Origin of the sequence: Cohnella soli (assembly GCF_042655525.1) — a bacterium.
In the GTDB taxonomy this organism is placed as follows: domain Bacteria; phylum Bacillota; class Bacilli; order Paenibacillales; family Paenibacillaceae; genus Cohnella; species Cohnella soli.
On record NZ_JBHSMI010000056.1, the window covers coordinates 288946 to 305699 of the forward strand.

At 51.2% G+C, this 16754-nt stretch carries 20 protein-coding genes and 1 tRNA gene; 2 read left to right on the forward strand and 19 right to left on the reverse strand.

The window, feature by feature from the left end:
* Positions 1-17: 17 nt before the first annotated feature.
* Entirely contained in the window at positions 18-524 is a 507-nt protein-coding gene (ssb, locus tag ACFPOF_RS28605) for a single-stranded DNA-binding protein (protein ID WP_378138802.1), read from the reverse strand.
* A 66-nt stretch (positions 525-590) separates the two neighbouring features.
* On the reverse strand, positions 591-878 hold the full coding sequence (gene rpsF, locus ACFPOF_RS28610; RefSeq protein WP_378138803.1) for a 30S ribosomal protein S6: 288 nt from the start codon (positions 876-878) through the stop codon (positions 591-593).
* A 175-nt stretch (positions 879-1053) separates the two neighbouring features.
* Between rpsF and ACFPOF_RS28615 the strand changes: the two genes are divergently transcribed.
* Complete coding sequence (locus ACFPOF_RS28615) at positions 1054-1242, forward strand: YjzC family protein (RefSeq protein ID WP_378138804.1); 189 nt, start codon at positions 1054-1056, stop codon at positions 1240-1242.
* 453 nt (positions 1243-1695) lie between these two features.
* Here the strand turns inward: ACFPOF_RS28615 and ACFPOF_RS28620 are convergent, their stop codons facing one another.
* From ACFPOF_RS28620 to ACFPOF_RS28640, 5 genes are all read right to left on the reverse strand, one after another.
* On the reverse strand, positions 1696-2493 hold the full coding sequence (locus ACFPOF_RS28620) for an N-acetylmuramoyl-L-alanine amidase (RefSeq protein ID WP_378138805.1): 798 nt from the start codon (positions 2491-2493) through the stop codon (positions 1696-1698).
* A 523-nt stretch (positions 2494-3016) separates the two neighbouring features.
* A tRNA-Ser gene (locus ACFPOF_RS28625) sits at positions 3017-3107 on the reverse strand.
* Between the two features lie 59 nt (positions 3108-3166).
* The gene (locus ACFPOF_RS28630) at positions 3167-3409 is read right to left on the reverse strand and encodes a DUF951 domain-containing protein (RefSeq protein WP_378138806.1); all 243 of its coding nucleotides are present in this window, start codon (positions 3407-3409) and stop codon (positions 3167-3169) included.
* 32 nt (positions 3410-3441) lie between these two features.
* Positions 3442-4338: a mechanosensitive ion channel family protein gene (locus tag ACFPOF_RS28635; protein WP_378138807.1), complete on the reverse strand. Its 897-nt coding sequence runs from the start codon at positions 4336-4338 to the stop codon at positions 3442-3444.
* Positions 4339-4350: 12 nt separating this feature from the next.
* Complete coding sequence (locus tag ACFPOF_RS28640; RefSeq protein ID WP_378138808.1) at positions 4351-4611, reverse strand: putative Se/S carrier protein; 261 nt, start codon at positions 4609-4611, stop codon at positions 4351-4353.
* Between the two features lie 136 nt (positions 4612-4747).
* Between ACFPOF_RS28640 and yyaC the strand changes: the two genes are divergently transcribed.
* Complete coding sequence (yyaC, locus tag ACFPOF_RS28645; protein WP_378138809.1) at positions 4748-5371, forward strand: spore protease YyaC; 624 nt, start codon at positions 4748-4750, stop codon at positions 5369-5371.
* Here yyaC and ACFPOF_RS28650 read toward each other — a convergent pair.
* From ACFPOF_RS28650 to rpmH, 12 genes are all read right to left on the reverse strand, one after another.
* Complete coding sequence (locus ACFPOF_RS28650) at positions 5346-5837, reverse strand: DUF4446 family protein (protein WP_378138810.1); 492 nt, start codon at positions 5835-5837, stop codon at positions 5346-5348. The two genes, yyaC and ACFPOF_RS28650, sit on opposite strands and share 26 nt — an antisense overlap.
* A 55-nt stretch (positions 5838-5892) precedes the next feature.
* Entirely contained in the window at positions 5893-7074 is a 1182-nt protein-coding gene (locus ACFPOF_RS28655) for an aminotransferase class V-fold PLP-dependent enzyme (RefSeq protein WP_378138811.1), read from the reverse strand.
* 92 nt (positions 7075-7166) lie between these two features.
* Positions 7167-8015: a ParB/RepB/Spo0J family partition protein gene (locus ACFPOF_RS28660; RefSeq protein ID WP_378138812.1), complete on the reverse strand. Its 849-nt coding sequence runs from the start codon at positions 8013-8015 to the stop codon at positions 7167-7169.
* Positions 7996-8769: a ParA family protein gene (locus ACFPOF_RS28665; RefSeq protein WP_378138813.1), complete on the reverse strand. Its 774-nt coding sequence runs from the start codon at positions 8767-8769 to the stop codon at positions 7996-7998. The genes ACFPOF_RS28660 and ACFPOF_RS28665 overlap by 20 nt, the downstream gene beginning before the upstream one ends.
* Before the next feature lie 65 nt (positions 8770-8834).
* Positions 8835-9653: a nucleoid occlusion protein gene (noc, locus tag ACFPOF_RS28670; protein WP_378138814.1), complete on the reverse strand. Its 819-nt coding sequence runs from the start codon at positions 9651-9653 to the stop codon at positions 8835-8837.
* 506 nt (positions 9654-10159) lie between these two features.
* Positions 10160-10909: a 16S rRNA (guanine(527)-N(7))-methyltransferase RsmG gene (rsmG, locus tag ACFPOF_RS28675; RefSeq protein WP_378138828.1), complete on the reverse strand. Its 750-nt coding sequence runs from the start codon at positions 10907-10909 to the stop codon at positions 10160-10162.
* The gene (mnmG, locus tag ACFPOF_RS28680; RefSeq protein WP_378138815.1) at positions 10909-12810 is read right to left on the reverse strand and encodes a tRNA uridine-5-carboxymethylaminomethyl(34) synthesis enzyme MnmG; all 1902 of its coding nucleotides are present in this window, start codon (positions 12808-12810) and stop codon (positions 10909-10911) included. The genes rsmG and mnmG overlap by 1 nt, the downstream gene beginning before the upstream one ends.
* Before the next feature lie 13 nt (positions 12811-12823).
* The gene (gene mnmE / locus ACFPOF_RS28685; protein ID WP_378138816.1) at positions 12824-14212 is read right to left on the reverse strand and encodes a tRNA uridine-5-carboxymethylaminomethyl(34) synthesis GTPase MnmE; all 1389 of its coding nucleotides are present in this window, start codon (positions 14210-14212) and stop codon (positions 12824-12826) included.
* Positions 14213-14294: 82 nt separating this feature from the next.
* Positions 14295-14912 (reverse strand): RNA-binding cell elongation regulator Jag/EloR, encoded by a 618-nt coding sequence (gene jag / locus ACFPOF_RS28690; RefSeq protein WP_378138817.1) that lies wholly within the window; start codon positions 14910-14912, stop codon positions 14295-14297.
* Entirely contained in the window at positions 14912-15751 is an 840-nt protein-coding gene (locus ACFPOF_RS28695; protein ID WP_378138818.1) for a YidC/Oxa1 family membrane protein insertase, read from the reverse strand. Before ACFPOF_RS28695 ends, jag begins: the two co-directional genes overlap by 1 nt.
* A 167-nt stretch (positions 15752-15918) precedes the next feature.
* On the reverse strand, positions 15919-16347 hold the full coding sequence (gene rnpA / locus ACFPOF_RS28700) for a ribonuclease P protein component (RefSeq protein WP_378138819.1): 429 nt from the start codon (positions 16345-16347) through the stop codon (positions 15919-15921).
* 93 nt (positions 16348-16440) lie between these two features.
* The gene (gene rpmH / locus ACFPOF_RS28705) at positions 16441-16575 is read right to left on the reverse strand and encodes a 50S ribosomal protein L34 (protein WP_027086758.1); all 135 of its coding nucleotides are present in this window, start codon (positions 16573-16575) and stop codon (positions 16441-16443) included.
* Between the last annotated feature and the right edge of the window lie 179 nt (positions 16576-16754).

The window sequence follows — 16754 nt, forward strand, 5'->3', positions numbered from 1 at the left end:
TTATCCGTCCTTTCCAGTTAAAATGGCAAATCATCGTCCGATATATCGATCGGTCGCCCGTCGTCCGCGAAGGGATCGTTGCTGTTACCGCTATTGCGAGAGGAGCCAGAGCTGCGGTTGCCGCCTCCGTACCCGCCTCCGCTATTGTTCGAGCCGCTAAAGCCGCCTTCTTCCCTTGCTTGTCCACCGCCCTCGCGGTTAGCGGATTCCAGGAAACGAACGTTATCGGCAATAACTTCCGTCACGTATACGCGTCGGCCTTCGTTGTTCTCGTAGTTGCGCACTTGAATGCGGCCTTCCACGGCGGCCAAACGGCCTTTACGAAGATAATTCGCACACGTCTCCGCAAGCTGTCTCCATGTTACGATCGGAATGAAGTCGGCCTCGCGTTCTTCACGGTTGCCACCGGAAGAAAACGGGCGATCCACGGCGAGCGTGAACTGGGTAACGGCTACGCCGGCTGGCGTGTAGCGCAATTCGGGATCCTTGGTCAGGCGCCCTATGAGAATAACTCGATTCAACATCGCGGGTTCCCTCCACTAAAACTGACATTAAGGCTTGCGGCGGAAATCCGCCTGGTTATGTGCGGTTTACGCGGTTTGTTCTCTGACGACCATGTGACGAATCACTTCGTCCGTAATCTTCAGAACGCGTTCCAGCTCCGATACAACTGCAGGCGTAGCTGTGAAATGAACCAACACATACGTCCCATCGCGGTGTTTGTTGATCTCGTAAGCGAGGCGGCGCTTGCCTTGTACCTCATGCTTGACGATCTCTCCGCCGTTCACGATGATGCCCTGGAATTTTTCCACGACAGCTTGAACGGTTTCTTGTTCCACGTCCGGACGGATGATGTACATCAACTCGTAGTTGCGCATCTTCCGTTCACCTCCTTTAGGTCTTTGGCCTCCCACTTTGTATACCGTCATCGAAATGTCGGCTGAGAAGCAAGGAGTATGCCTTACATAGCATACCTGAATACTTTAGCACAACTGCCCGCATATCGCAAGGAATTTCGCGCTACACTATCCCCATGACAGGGGGTGAATGCGAATGGGTGAACAGACGCAATTTGAGCCTGGCCAACGGGCTCCGAACGACGGCGAATACATGGAAGTCGGCGAAGATTCCTTCCATATGGGAGTCAACAATCCACGGCACGTCACGCTTCGCAAAGGGGAGCATTTTCCGGAAACGTCGAACCATAATCGCAAGTGGAAAAAGGTAAAACGGCTCCATTAGGACGTGTCTGAAAACCCGCTCAGGGGCATCTTTCACCGCCTTTTCGCCCCCTGCTTCGTTCCGTTTGCTTGACGTACCTCCGGTACGCCTTCACAAACGCGCCTTGCATGGAACGAAAATTCGGCAAAATCTGCTGCCCTCGGAGTATTCAGACACGCCCTAGAAAAAAAATCGCCAGCCATGTATAAAGGGCCAGCGATTGTGCCATTCTATATTTCGGCGACGCAACGAGAGGTGTGGTTCCCTTGAACGACAAGGCGCAACATCAGCAGGAGGATAACGTTCCAGCAGGAGTAGGTTAACGGAAGCGAGGCGTTGTGCTAAAGACACTGTTCTGAAACACACGGATCACGAGATCCGATTGCCGAAGCGCTGAACTAAATCAGCAACGTTGGGTACGACTCATTGCAACTCATTACACGTCGCCCGTAGGGCCCCGCAAGGGGCTCTTCGTTATTTTAAAATCGCATCAAGACCTGCTTTAATCCCAGCGACGATCTTGTCTTGGTACTCGGGCTGACTCATTCGTACGTCTTCATCCCTGTTCGTCATAAATCCCATTTCGATCAGGAACGTCGGCACTTTCGTCCAGTTGAATCCAGTCAAATCTCCGCGGCCCTTGACGCCAATCAACTTGGCACCTGTTCTGGAGATGACCTGCTTCGAGACGGCGGCGGCGATCTCTTTGCTCGTTCCAGCGATCGGTTTCGTGTATGCGTTGTCCGGCGATGGGTAGAAGAAGGTCATCCCTTTCACATTCTTGTTCGTGCTGCCGTCCGCGTGAAGCCGCACCATAACGTCCGCTTTCGCATTGTTGCAGACGATGGCTCTCTCGCTGTTGGACAAATTGACATCGTTCGTGCGCCTGACCATCACGACTTGGTAGTCGTCCTTGAGCGCAGCTTCGAGTTTCAATGCAACTTCAAGCGTCAGCTTATATTCCGGCTTTTTCGTCGCGACCCCGCTCGTCCCTCCGGCGACTTTCGCCTTCTTCGTCTTGCTCCCCGGTGCGATCGGCTCCGTCTTCAAATTCGCCTTTGCTTGATGACCGGCTTCGACGCAGACGATCGGCTTACGTTTCTCTGCCTGGTCTTGTCCGGCTGCTGCCGTGCCACTGCTCGCCGTTACCGCTGCTGAACTAGCCGCGGTGGCCCCCTGAACGTAACCGACCGACATCGCAAGCAAGACAGCGACAAGCACAATTCGTACCGCAGACTCCCCATACACCCGCCCATATCTCTTCATGCTCATCCTCGAGCCCTCATTTTCCTAACGGATTTCCTTCGTAACCAATATACCAAACTCCGCCCGAAGCGCAATATTTCACTTGCACCGATTCGCACAAAAAAACGACCCCGTCTTGGGATCGTGAACTTTTTATATAGGTGGCGGAGAGGGTGGGATTCGCTCCGTCGCCCCATGACCATAAATCCGGTCACGTATTATGGCGACTATCACGCCAGGGCCTACGAACATGCCTTATGGCACGTTCGCTTAACGGCCCGTTCTCACCCCACTTTCGCCATATACGCAAAAAAACGATCCCTGTTATTCAGGAATCGTTCGAAGTTTCGCTTATATGGCGGAGAGGGTGGGATTCGCTCCGTCGCCCCATGACCATAAATCCGGTCACGTATTATGGCGACTATCACGCCAGGGCCTACGAACATGCCTTATGGCACGTTCGCTTAACGGCCCGTTCTCACCCCACTTTCGCCATATACGCAAAAAAACGATCCCTGTTATTCAGGAATCGTTCGAAGTTTCGCTTATATGGCGGAGAGGGTGGGATTCGAACCCACGCACGGCGCGAGCCGCCTAGATGATTTCGAGTCAACCCCCTTGGACCTCTTGGGTACCTCTCCGCAGCAAGAATTATCTTATCATAGAACGTGCGGACATGCAACTGTTTTCGCGATCCAGTTTAACTGCCCTGCTCGGCAGTATTGTCCGCTCCCGGCTCGACTGCTTCAGGTGCTGCCGATCTTAGCACTTTCTTTAGGCTCTTCTCGAACTTCGCGCGCGGCAGCAGTATGCTGTGCTTACACTTCACGCATTTGATTCGAATATCCATCCCCATGCGAATGATCTCCATCTCGTTCGCTCCGCAAGGATGCTGTTTCTTCATCATGACAACATCGCCGAGGTCAAACGTTTTCCGCTCCATCCCGATTCCCCCGTTTCGTTTGCGCGGCTTTTTTAAGTTGTCGAGTCTGGCGGCGTCGCCGGCGTCTCCATCGCGGCTTCCGCTCTTGCCGTATCGAACGACTTCTTCAATTCCGTATTAATGAGACGCGTAATTTCACCCGTCGTGTTTGGCTTACATTTGGCGGTTACACGAATCGTCATCTGGTTCATCTCCAACGATTGAATGCCGAGCACCTCGGGTTTAGACGTCAAATTCGGACTTTCAATCCGGTTGAGCACTTCACGGATAACCATCATTTGCTCCTCGACCGTCTTGTCCGAAGAGATCGTCAGATCGATGACGGCCAGCAAAGGGTGGATAGAGAAGTTCGTCACTTGAATAATCGAACCGTTCGGAATAATATAAACTTCGCCGGTCCCGCTTCTCAGCGTCGTTGTTCGGAGCCCGATTAACTCGACCGTACCTTTGAAAGCACCTAGTTGAACGACGTCTCCTACAGCGAATTGATCCTCTACAATAATGAAAAATCCAGTGATGACGTCTTTCACAAGGCTCTGCGCGCCGAAGCCGATCGCTAGGCCGATAACGCCAGCGCCTGCAAGTAATGGAGCCAGTTCAATATGAAACTCTCCGAGCACGAGAAGTGTGGCTATAAAGTAAATGATATATGATGTGGCGTTCTTCAGCAATTTCCCCATCGTCTTTACGCGTCCTGGACGCAGCTTCAGCCGATTCGCTTCCGTATCTCTCGCAATATGATCGATGAACCGATGCAGCACGATAAGAGCCAACCTGCTGACGACTATGATCAGCACGACTCGCAGCAGGACAAACAGTACCGATGTCCACATCTCCGTATCCTCTACCGTCTCCCAGAATCGGTCGAGGAATTTACTCCATAAGTTGCTTTGCAGAACATAGCTTTGCAGTGCCGAATACATTCTCATACGCTTGCTCCTTTAAACGCCTCGCTCGATTTCATGGTAGCCTTCGGATGTTTTACAAAACATCCCTCTTATCTCGACGTTCTCCGATGAGATGATGCTTCGAACTTGGGGTAGCTCTTCTCCGGAAAAAGCAATCGACAGCGCGCATCCTGCCGTAATTTCTTTCGGTGTCGGGCAGATGTCGATCTCGATGTCCGCGTATTCCAGCAGCATCTCCGCCCGTAGCGCCTGCTGCGTCGAATCGAACGCGATTAGAAGCGTGTCCACCGTCATGACGCTTGCCCCTCTCTTTTTCAATCAGAACTATTCTATTGCCGTATAATTAAGAACCCTTTTCTCTACCCAAGTATAAATGCGCCTTCCCGTCCATATACTAGTAACATACTAGGGTAGGAGGCGAGTCGGGCGAATGAACGGCGCATGGGAGAAACGTCCGGGCTCCGCACCGGAATCAGCGGCGCTCTCTTTGAAAATTCCATTTAACGATCCATCGGTCTTGCATCGGTTGTCCCAAAGTCTCGAATACTATCTCGAATCGCTGCCTCAAGATCGCTCCATCGTTATCGTCTGCGTAGGCACGGACCGTTCGACCGGAGATTCGCTCGGACCTCTCGTCGGCACCGCCCTCGCGCGCGAGTATAGCGGTCTATTCGAGCTGTACGGCACGCTGGAAGAACCCGTTCATGCGATGAATTTGGCCGACACGTTACTCAAAATCACAAGAACGTCCCGGCAGCCTTTCATCATCGCCGTGGATGCTTGCCTCGGACAAGTATCCAGCGTCGGCTGCATTCAGGTCGGAGATGGTCCGGTTCGGCCCGGAGCCGGGGTGAACAAAGAACTTCCTCCCGTTGGAGATATCCATATGACGGGCATCGTGAACGTCGGGGGCTTCATGGAATACTTCGTATTGCAGAACACTCGGCTGAACCTCGTCGTTAAGATGTCCGAGATTATCGCCAAGAGCATCTACTCCGCAATACATAAAGTTCGAAGTAATCGCCCGATTATCCCTTTTGCATTGCCTGACTGATTGCCAGCTTCTCTTCGGGCGTAAGTAAGTATGCCGATTGGCCCTTGTCTATCGGCTTCGCGTAGAGGAACGTTTGCTCTCTGCCGTGGATACCGGTAATGACGACGCCGTCTTGCCCGTCATTCACGATCGCAATCGAGAAACTGAGGTCACTTCCCGAATCCGAAAACGCGTTAAACCGATGAACGCCTATCCGTCCCTTCTGGATGGCCAGGCGTTTGCCGTGTTTATCGATCAACTCAGCCTGTTCATTCTGTCTTGCATGAAGCTCAGTCAGTCTGTCATGAACAACACCCATGACGTCTTCCATATTGCTCATCCCGGTGTCGCCCATCAGTTTAGTATGGGCTTTGCCAAGTTTCTTTAGCTTGCTTGCGAGAGAACCGATCCATATGAGCGCTACAATCAGCAGCAAACCTTCCCCGGCAGCCACCGCCATTGCGATATTGTCGTTCCAACTTCCCATGATTCTTTTTCCCCCAGTGTATCTTTCTATACAACCCGCTCTATTGGATGCTCTCTCAGGTCGATTTGCGAAGTGCTTTCGCAATATCTCGAACGGCATCCACCATCGTTACAATTTCCGAATCTGTTGTAAAATATCCGGGACTCGCCCTCACCGCACCTGTCTCGTAAGTACCCGCCGTCTCGTGTCCGAGCGGTGTACAATGGAAGCCCGATCTTACGGCGATACCGTACTGCTGATCTAACAGAAACGCCAGTTCCGAAGGATCTACGCCTTCCATCACGAATGAGACGATTGCCGTCCGTTCCACACCGAGATCCGGACCCAAAATCGAGATGCCGGAAATGCTCTGAAGCCCCTCCATCAATGCGAACGTGTGACGCAGCTCTTTAGCATGGATCGCTTCCACAGTTTCCTTCAGTACGAACTGTACGCCTTCCGCCAACCCCGCAATACCGACCGTGTTCGGCGTTCCCGCCTCGTACCGATCCGGCCTCACTGTCGGTTGTTCCGACGCTTCTGACTTACTGCCCGTTCCGCCCTGAAGCAGCGGCTCTAAATCCAGCTCGGGATGAATGTACAGCCCACCCGTCCCTTGAGGCCCCAGCAATCCTTTGTGCCCCGGAAATGCAAGCAAATCAATATTCATCGCCTGCACGTCGATCGGCAGCGTCCCGGCGCTCTGAGCGGCATCTACGAGGAATTTAACCCCTTTGCCCCGGGCCAACTCCCCGAGCTCTGCAATTGGCGCAATCGTCCCTAACAAGTTCGAACTGTGTGTCGCTGCGATCAGCTTCGTCTTCCCTGTTATCGCCTCTTCGACTTTTTTGATATCTATGACGCCCTGCCTATCTGTGGCCACATAAGTGACCTCGATACCGAGCTTTCTTTTTAATGCTTCCAGAGGTCTACGAACCGAATTATGTTCCAGCGATGTCGCTACGACATGGTCGCCCGGCAACAGTAATCCTTGAATAGCCATATTCAAAGCGTGCGTCGTATTCAGCGTAAATGCAATATCATTCGGATTGGAAATGCGGAACAGCCGCGCCAACCGCTTGCGTCCTTCGAACAGCACCCTACTTGCCTTTACGGCCATCGCATGGCTTCCCCTGCCGGGATTCGCCGAGCTTTCTCTCATCGCCCGTTCCATCGCTTCAATGACAGAAGGCGGCTTGGGCCAACTCGTCGCCGCATTATCCAAGTAAATCGGATGTTTCTCGTCCCGATTCCTCAACCTCTTCACCGCCTTAACAGAGCAATAGCATACCTTAGTTTAATCCTTCCATCGGAAGATTACAACTTTGGTATGCTATCGGTTTGGGCGTATTATGCGAGTGCTTTAAGCAGTTCCAGCAGGCGTTCCAGGTCGCTCTTGCCGAAGTAGCTAAGCTCGATGCGCCCCTTGTCTTTATTCGGTTTAATCCGGACAGTCGTCTGGAATTGTTCCCTTAACATGGTCTCGATTTCTTCGATATACGGATCGCGTTTCTTTGTTTTCGCCTTTGACTTGGCGTTCGGTTTTGCTTCCGGTTTCTGCAGCGCTTCTTCCAGTTCCCGTACGCTCCACTCGCTCTCTACCGCCTGCTTGGCCAACTGACGCTTAGCCGCATCATCTTTAATGCCGGCGAGTGCTCTGGCATGTCCCATAGACAATGTTCCACGTGAAACATAATCTTTAATGTCATCTGGCAGAGCGAGCAACCGAAGGAAGTTGGCTATATGTGAACGCGACTTACCAACCTTTAAACTCAATTCCTCTTGAGTTAACTTAAACTGGTTCATGATAGCCTGATAAGCGATCGCCACTTCTATCGAATTCAGATCTTCACGCTGAACGTTCTCGATCAAGGCGATCTCCATGACCTGTTGATCGTTATACGTACGCACAACCGCCGGAATTGTCGCGTTACCGAGCAACTGAGATGCCCTGAACCGTCTTTCCCCCGCGATGATCTCATATCCTTTTAACGCTTGTCGTACGACAATCGGTTGAATAACGCCATGTTCGCGGATCGACTCCGCTAATTCCTTAATCGCTTCTTCCTCGAACGTTTTGCGAGGTTGATACGGATTCGCTCGCAACTGCGAAAGTGGAATTTCGACGATTTTATCATCCTCTTTAATCGATAAAGAGGTGATCAGCGCATCCAATCCTTTACCTAGCCGCTTGCTCATACGAGATCACTTCCTTCGCCAGCTCGAGATACACTTCTGCACCCTTCGATTTTGGATCGTACGTAATAATGGACTGTCCGTGAGACGGTGCTTCACTTAACCTAACATTGCGCGGGATGACCGTCTGATACACTTTCTGCTGAAAATACTTCTTCACTTCTTCAATGACTTGAATGCCCAAGTTTGTACGAGCGTCGAACATCGTCAGCAGCACGCCTTCAATCTGCAACGTCGTGTTTAGATGCTTTTGCACGAGACGAATGGAGTTCAACAGTTGGCTGAGTCCTTCGAGAGCATAATACTCACATTGAATGGGAATCAGCACCGAATCAGCCGCCGTTAACGAGTTGATCGTCAGAATGCCGAGAGATGGCGGACAATCAATCAGCACATAATCGAAGTCTTTGCGAACGAGCGCGAGAGCCTTTTTCAGCCGCACTTCGCGAGACATTGTCGGCACAAGTTCAATTTCCGCTCCAGCAAGCTGAATCGTAGCGGGAATGATTTTTAAGTTCGGCACTTCCGTATCCGCAATCGCTTGCTGCGGATGGACTTCATTGATCAGTATGTCATAGATGCAGTAATTGACGTCCGCCTTGTTTATGCCTATCCCGCTCGTTGTATTGCCTTGAGGATCGATATCGACAATGAGCACCCGTTTGCCGAGCGACGCGAGACACGCGCCGAGGTTTACCGATGTCGTCGTTTTGCCGACTCCGCCCTTCTGGTTGGCAATCGCTATTATTTTAGACAACCTATTTCACCTCAATATTAGTCAAGCAAATCGCAATATCCCGCGCTCGCAACGCGTAACATTACCTATCGTTGTTTCGGTATTCGTATAATGATTTCGTAATGGTCTTCGCAATCTTTCTCGCTTGCATTAATCGGAATGCCCGACCCGGTAACCATGTCCACCGACTGACGAATCGTGTTCACCGCAAGCCTTACGTCTTTGGAAAACGAAATTCGTTTCGTCTTTTTCGTCCGAGAAGCTTCCAGATAAAGCGCAATGCGCGCTTCGGTCTGCTTAACGTTCAGTTCTTTTTCGATAATTTCTGTGAGAATTTTGTTTTGCAGTTGTTCGTCGCTCACTGCAAGCAAAGCTCTCCCGTGCCGTTCCGTAATTTTGCGTTCCAACAATGCTTGTTTCGCCGGTTCATTCAATTGGAGCAAACGAATCTTGTTCGCGATTGTCGATTGGCTTTTGCCAAGGCGTTGTGCCAAACTCTCCTGCGTCAATTGATGCAAGTCAATCAACTTCTGGTAGGCAATCGCTTCTTCCAGGGAAGTCAATCCTTCGCGTTGCAAGTTCTCGATAAGTGCCATTGATGCGGCCTGAGAGTCATTGATTTCGCGTATGATGCCAGGGATAAATTCCATCCCAAGCTTTGTAACTGCACGCCAACGCCGTTCTCCCGCGATAATCTCGTATTTGCCGTCACGCACCCGCACAACGATTGGCTGGATAATGCCGTGAGTTCGAATGGTCTGACACAATTCGTCTATCCGCTCATCGTCAAATATGGAGCGAGGTTGATATGGGCTAGGCACGATTTCGTGAATTGGAAGTTGTCTGACTTCCTCTTGATTGCCGCGATCGGATAAGCCGAGCAGCCTGGAAAATGACTCTTTCATAAGTTCCGGATCACCACATTAAGTAAGATAGAACATACAGCATGCATTCGCCGTTCTTGGAAGCATACCCGAGTAGTCGACGAAACCGACGACCAGAGTCTGAACGCCGTATGATCTGCATGTATTCCAGACATCCTGCAAAATAAGCGCTAAACGACAAATAGAAACGCCTTCCGTGTCTTGGACGACGGAGATAGCTTTACGTAGCCTACAGATGCATATAAAGCGTTCTGTCTCAACATTTATACTTTCTGCCTCTACGAAAAAGCGCCGCTATAATGCGCCTGTCGGCACAATGCGGCACGCTTGTCTGTTATCGTATTAGATTCGCTGCGAAGACCCGTTTTTCCTGCTTTAGAGTAAAAATTTAAACAATCACTTCCCCTATAACGATACCATTTTCAACGACGCTAGTAAACGTAAAAAATGTTCCACGTGGAACATTACGAGAGTCGCAACGATGTTTCACGTGGAACATTTTATGGGTTTCCGATATTATTGTTGTTTTATTTGCTTTTGAAAGCCAGTGAAGGCTTCACCAGCGGCGTTTTTAACGGGATACCCGCCTTTCGCGGATATTCGTTCGGCGTCGCTTGCTGCTTGATGCAGATCACAAGGTGGCGATCCGCCCCCTCCGTCGGCAGCGTTAATTTCTTAACTTCAACCAACTTAGCACCCAGTTTCGTGAAACTAAACTTCGCTTCGTCAAGTTCGGCGGACAAATCCGTCCCTTTCATCGCGATAAACATTCCACCCGTCCGCACGAACGGTAAACAAAACTCGTTCAGTACAGCCAATCTGGCGACAGCCCTTGCTGTCACCAGATCATATTGGTCTCGATGTTCTTTCATCCGAGCGACTTCTTCCGCTCGCCCGTGCAAGCTGACGACTGTCGATAAGCCTAACTCCGACGTCACCTCGTTCAGGAACTTTATTCTCTTCGCCAATGCGTCGACGATCGTTATCCTCATATGTGGAAAAGCGATGGCTATTGGAACTGAAGGGAATCCCGCACCGGAACCGATGTCGGCCAAACTATTCAGTTCGGCGAACTTCACAACCCCGGCAATCGTTAATGAATCGTAGAAATGTTTCTCGTAGACAGCGCTTCTCTCCGTGATGCCCGTCAAATTCATTTTCTCGTTCCACTCGACGAGCAATTTGTAGTACATCTCAAACTGCTCCAACTGACGTTCCGACAATTCAATGCCTAACGTCCGTGCCTGCTCGACAAATTGCTGCTGGATCGCATCCATCATGAGCCGTGCGCCGCCGCGGTTACCCGATTATAATGTTCCAGATGAATGAGCAGAATCGATAGGTCTGCCGGTGTAACGCCGGAGATACGCGACGCTTGCCCGATCGACAACGGACGAACTTTACCAAGCTTCTGTCTCGCTTCCATCGCCAATCCATGGATATTGTCGTAATCGATGTTGTCGGGTATGCGTTTTTTCTCCATCTTCTCCATACGCTCGACTTGGAGTTGCTGCTTCTCGATGTAGCCCGTATATTTCACCTGAATTTCGACTTGCTCCTTCACTTCTTCCGTCAAAGCGACATCAGACGGAGCCAACCATTCGAGATGACGGTATGTCACTTCAGGACGGCGCAACAGCGTCAGTCCGTCTACCGTGTTGTTTAACGGAGCGGAACCGGCAGTTGCAAGCATCGCTTGAACCGCTTCGTCCGGACGGAACTTCGTCTCTTTCAAACGAGCGATTTCAGCCTCCACCAGCGCTTTTTTCGCTAGGAACCGCTCGTGCCGGTCTTCCTTGATCAATCCAATCTCATACCCGATCGGCGTCAAACGAAGATCCGCATTATCATGGCGAAGAAGCAGCCGATACTCGGCACGGGAAGTGAGCAACCGATAGGGCTCATTCGTCCCTTTCGTCACTAGGTCGTCGATCATAACACCGATGTATCCTTTGGAACGGTCGATAATGATCGGATCGCGGCCTTGTACTTTCCGCGCAGCGTTAATACCCGCCATAACACCTTGCCCCGCTGCTTCCTCATAACCGGACGTTCCATTGATTTGACCTGCGGTGAACAAGTTATTTACAACCTTCGTCTCGAGTGACGGCCACAGCTGTGTCGGCACGACCGCGTCATATTCAATCGCATAACCGGTCCTCATCATCTCCACTTTCTCAAGTCCCGGAATCGAACGTAGAATGCTCAGTTGCACATCTTCCGGCATACTCGTCGACAAACCCTGTACGTAATATTCCTTCGTGTTGCGACCTTCAGGCTCCAAGAAAATCTGGTGCTTCGGTTTATCTGCAAACCGGACGATTTTATCTTCAATAGAAGGGCAATACCTCGGACCGGTTCCTTCGATGACACCTGTGAACATCGGCGCCCGGTACAAGTTGTCGTTAATGATTTGATGCGTCTCTTCGGATGTATAGGTTAACCAACACGGAATTTGCTGATCTGCATGGGCCATATATTCCGTCTCGTAAGAGAAATATTTCGGATTCGTATCCCCCGGTTGAATCTCCGTCTTGCTAAAGTCGATCGTATCCTCATGCACGCGGGGCGGCGTACCCGTCTTGAACCGCGCCAATTGAAAACCTTCGCGCTTTAAAGCTTCCGACAGCTTTAATGACGGTTGTTGGTTGTTCGGGCCGCTTTCGTACATGAGCTCACCCATGATCACTTTCCCGCGCAAGTAAGTCCCCGTCGTCAGCACAACGGTTTTTGCCCCATATTCGGCTCCCGTCTTCGTCACAACGCCGACGACCGTGCCGTTCTCAACGATCAGATCGTCGACCATCCCCTGGCGAAGCGTCAGCTTCTCTTCTTTCTCGATCGTTTCTTTCATCGTATGCTGGTACAAAAATTTGTCCGCCTGCGCACGAAGCGCGTGTACGGCCGGACCTTTACCCGTATTGAGCATCCGCATTTGGATAAATGTCTTGTCTATATTGCGCCCCATCTCTCCGCCTAGCGCATCGATCTCACGCACGACGTGCCCTTTCGCCGGTCCTCCGACAGAAGGATTACATGGCATGAATGCGACCATGTCCAGATTGATCGTCAGCAGCAGCGTTTCGCATCCCATCCGCGCTGCCGCGAGTGCTGCTTCGCAGCCCGCATGTCCAGCGCCGATGACGATGACGTCGTAGTCGCCCGCTCTATACCCCATTTACCTCACTCCTTTATTTACCTAAACAGAATTGGGAGAAAATCTGATCGAGCAACGAATCGCCCGCCGCATCCCCAAGTATTTGCCCAAGCGACTCCCAAGCGGCCGCAATGTCAATCTGAATCAAATCAATCGGAATACCTTCATATGTCGCCTGTATCGCATCCGCCAACGACTTCTTCGCTTCATATAATAACGCGATATGTCTCGCATTGCTAACGTATGTCATATCGCCGGCTTCCACTGCCCCGCTGAAAAACAAAGATGATACGGCTTGCTCCAACGCTTCGACGCCTTCGCCTTCTTTCGCCGACAAAAACACGATACGCTCCTTCGGATAATCGCGTTCGACTTCGGATACATCCAGTTCACCGGGAAGGTCGATCTTGTTCACGACAACAATCGTCGGCCGATCTTTTAGCAGCCCAAGCAGCTTTCGATCATCTTCGTGTAGCGCCTCGTGGTGATTCAGTACGAGTAAAATCAGCTCTGCTTCTTCAAGTGCGTTATGCGACCGTTCGACGCCAATCTGCTCCACTTTGTCGTTCGTTTCCCGAATACCCGCCGTATCGAGCAGCCTTAGAGGAATGCCAGCTAATGAGACCGATTCCTCCACAATATCTCTCGTCGTCCCTGGAATATCGGTCACAATCGCTTTGTTCTCCCGCGCCAGCGCGTTCAAGAGCGACGACTTGCCGGCATTCGGACGGCCAGCGATCACCGTCATAATGCCTTCTCTTAATATTTTGCCTTCGTTCGCCTGATTTAACAGCTTTTCCACCTGGAAGAGCGTCTCCGTGCATTGCTCCCGGATCAAGTCCGAGGAAACATTGTCGACATCATGCTCCGGATAATCGATGTTAACCTCCACATGCGCCAACAATTCGATAAGCTTCTGCCTCATTGGGAAAATCACTTTCGACAACGCGCCTTCAGCTTGTTTCCTCGCCATCTGGAACGCGCGATCCGACTTCGAACGGATTATGTCAATAACCGCTTCCGCCTGAGCCAAGTCGATCCTCCCGTTCAGGAAAGCCCTCTTCGTGAACTCCCCCGGTTCCGCCATTCTCGCGCCGCTGCGCAGAATCAACTCCAGCACCGACTTCACAGCTACAATACCGCCATGCGTGCTCACTTCGACGACGTCTTCCGCCGTGAACGATCTTGGCCCCTTCATCACCGTCACAAGCACTTCGTCGAGCACAAGCTCCACGCCGTTCGCAACTTCCCGATCGACGATCCACCCATACTGTACCGTATGGGACGGCGCTTCCCTTAAATCCGTCTTCGACTTAAATACTTTCGCGACAGTCCCGATAGCATCCGGCCCGCTCAATCGAACGACCGCGATACTGCCTTCTCCAAGCGCTGTCGCAATCGCGGCAATCGTATCTTCCTTCATTTGCTTTATCCCTCGCTCTACGCAAAAACGCAATGACTTCCAACGAAGCGGAAGCCATTGCGAATTCTTTAGCTGACTGACATTACTTCAGCGCGATCACGATGCGGCGGTTCGGCTCGTCCCCTTGACTGTACGTCTTGACGTTCGGGTTGGCCTGCAGCCTCGCGTGAATGATCTTTCTCTCTTGGGAGGACATCGGTTCAAGCACGATCTCCTTGCGAGTTCTAACAACTCGGCTTGCCATTCTTTCGGACAGCGCCTCCAGCGTCTGACGACGCCTTTCGCGAAATTGCTCTGCATCGAGAACGATTCGCAGATGATGGTCCGAGTGGCGATTCGCCACGATGTTCGCCAAGTATTGCAGAGAATCCAACGTCTGTCCGCGCCGTCCGATCAAGATGCCAAGATCCGATCCGGATATGTTAATCCGAATCGACTCTCCCTCATCCTCACGTTCGACGGAAACGGTAAGTTCCATCGCTTCCGACACGGCACGAAGAAAACTGATCGCTTCTTCCACACCGTCCGGCAACAATTCCAACTGTACTTTTGCTTCTCTGGCTCCAATGAGCCCGAACAACCCTTTGCTTGGCTGTTCCAATACCGTGATGTTCACCCGATCTTCTTTCACGCCCAATTGGGCCAGACCGCTTCGTACCGCCTCTTCGATCGTTTTACCTGATGCCACGAGCATTTTCATTAGGCGCGGGCCCCCTTACCTTTACCGCTAGGCTTAGGTTTTTGTTTCGATGGAGGATTGTCGTCCGGCTTATTGTTCGGCTTCGGCGAATTCCGATACATAAAGTAATTCTGGGTAATCGTGTACAGGTTGCTGTAAATCCAGTAAAGCGGCAACGCAACCGGGAAGTTGATCGCCATGACGAAGATCATAACAGGGAAAATGTACATGAGGCCCTTCATCGGACCGACCATCGTCTGCTGTTGCGACATCATCATCGATTGAACCAACGTCGTACATGCCGCTACAATCGGGATTAAGTAGTAATACCAATGTCCCGAGTTGTTCGGCGTTAATCCGAGCTGGAATCCGATAAACGTATGCTCACGAATCTCGACGTTCTTATAGATCGAGTTATAAAGCGCGATAAAAATCGGCATCTGCACGATCAGCGGCAAGCAACCCGCGAGCGGATTCACTTGATGCGTCTGGTACAGCTTCATCATTTCTTCTTGCTGTTTCTTCGGATCGTCCTTGAACTTCTCGCGGACTTTCTTCATCTCAGGTTGAAGCGCCTGCATCGCTTTCGTGTTCTTATACTGCTTGATCATCAGCGGCAGGATAAGCGTTCTCACAATAATCGTCAGCAGCAAAACCGACAATCCGTAAGAGCCGCCGAACCATTCCGCGAACTTGTCCAACATTACCGAGAACCAGTACACTACGTTGCGGGTCCACCAGGAACCGCTATTGGCCATCTCGCTCGTATGCATAGCGGCCGTATTCGGAGAACACCCCGACAACAGCGCCATCAGCATTAGCGCGCCCGCTATTACCCACCATTTGCGATTTCGCAACAAAAAGTAAAACTCCCCTCTTCACAACCCGGCATCCCAGATAGGTGCAAACGTCTATTCATATTCACTATACCATAAGAAGAAAGACAAAGAAAAGCTAACGATTCGCCCATGAAACGGCAGCCACCATCATCTTGCAGCCACGATCCGTTCATGTCAATTCACAAGCTTTATTTGCCTTTTATTCCGTTGCGTTCTCCCGGTTTCTTCCCTCTTGCGCCGGAACTATTCGTTTGCGACCTTGGTGCTCCCGGAGTCATTCCTTTCAGCAGCCCCGCTTTTCGGAAAACGTGAAGCACGCTACCCTCCATCTCTTTATATGGAAGAGACAGCGCCGGCTTCCTAACGATCAGAACCAGATCAAGCTCGTCCTGCAGTTTCGGCGCGTTCAGGCGAACGATCTCCTTCACCATCCGTCGCAACCGATTGCGTACGACAGCATTCCCCAGTTTGCTGCTTGCGGACACACCGAGCCTAAAGTTCGCCTTATCCGACCTTTTCCGCCAATAGACGACGAACTGCGAGTTCGCGAATGACTTGCCGAAACGGTACACCTTATTAAAATCTTCTCTTTTCCGAAGACGCAGCTTCCTATGCATCTCTCACCGCTCCATCTATCTTTGGCCCACGCTTAAATAAGAAGTCGAACACGCAAGATAAGAAAAAAAGACCACGCAGAGTGGTCTTTCGTTCTATGCTGTCAATACTTTACGACCTTTTTGGCGACGAGCCTTGAGAACTTTACGACCGTTCTTCGAGCTCATGCGGCTACGGAAACCGTGAACCTTCTTGCGCTTGCTCACATTCGGCTTAAATGTAGGACCCATGATTCAACCTCCTTACGCAAAACTCAGGTCTTATCATTAAACCACGAAGCGCCCAAAAAGTCAATCCAGACGCTCTATGCCTGTCGTTGTGCTGTGATAATGTCACCCTATAACTGTTCTGAGATAATGTCACTATGAGACAGGAGACAGTGACATTGAGCAGAGCCGAATTGAAGAAG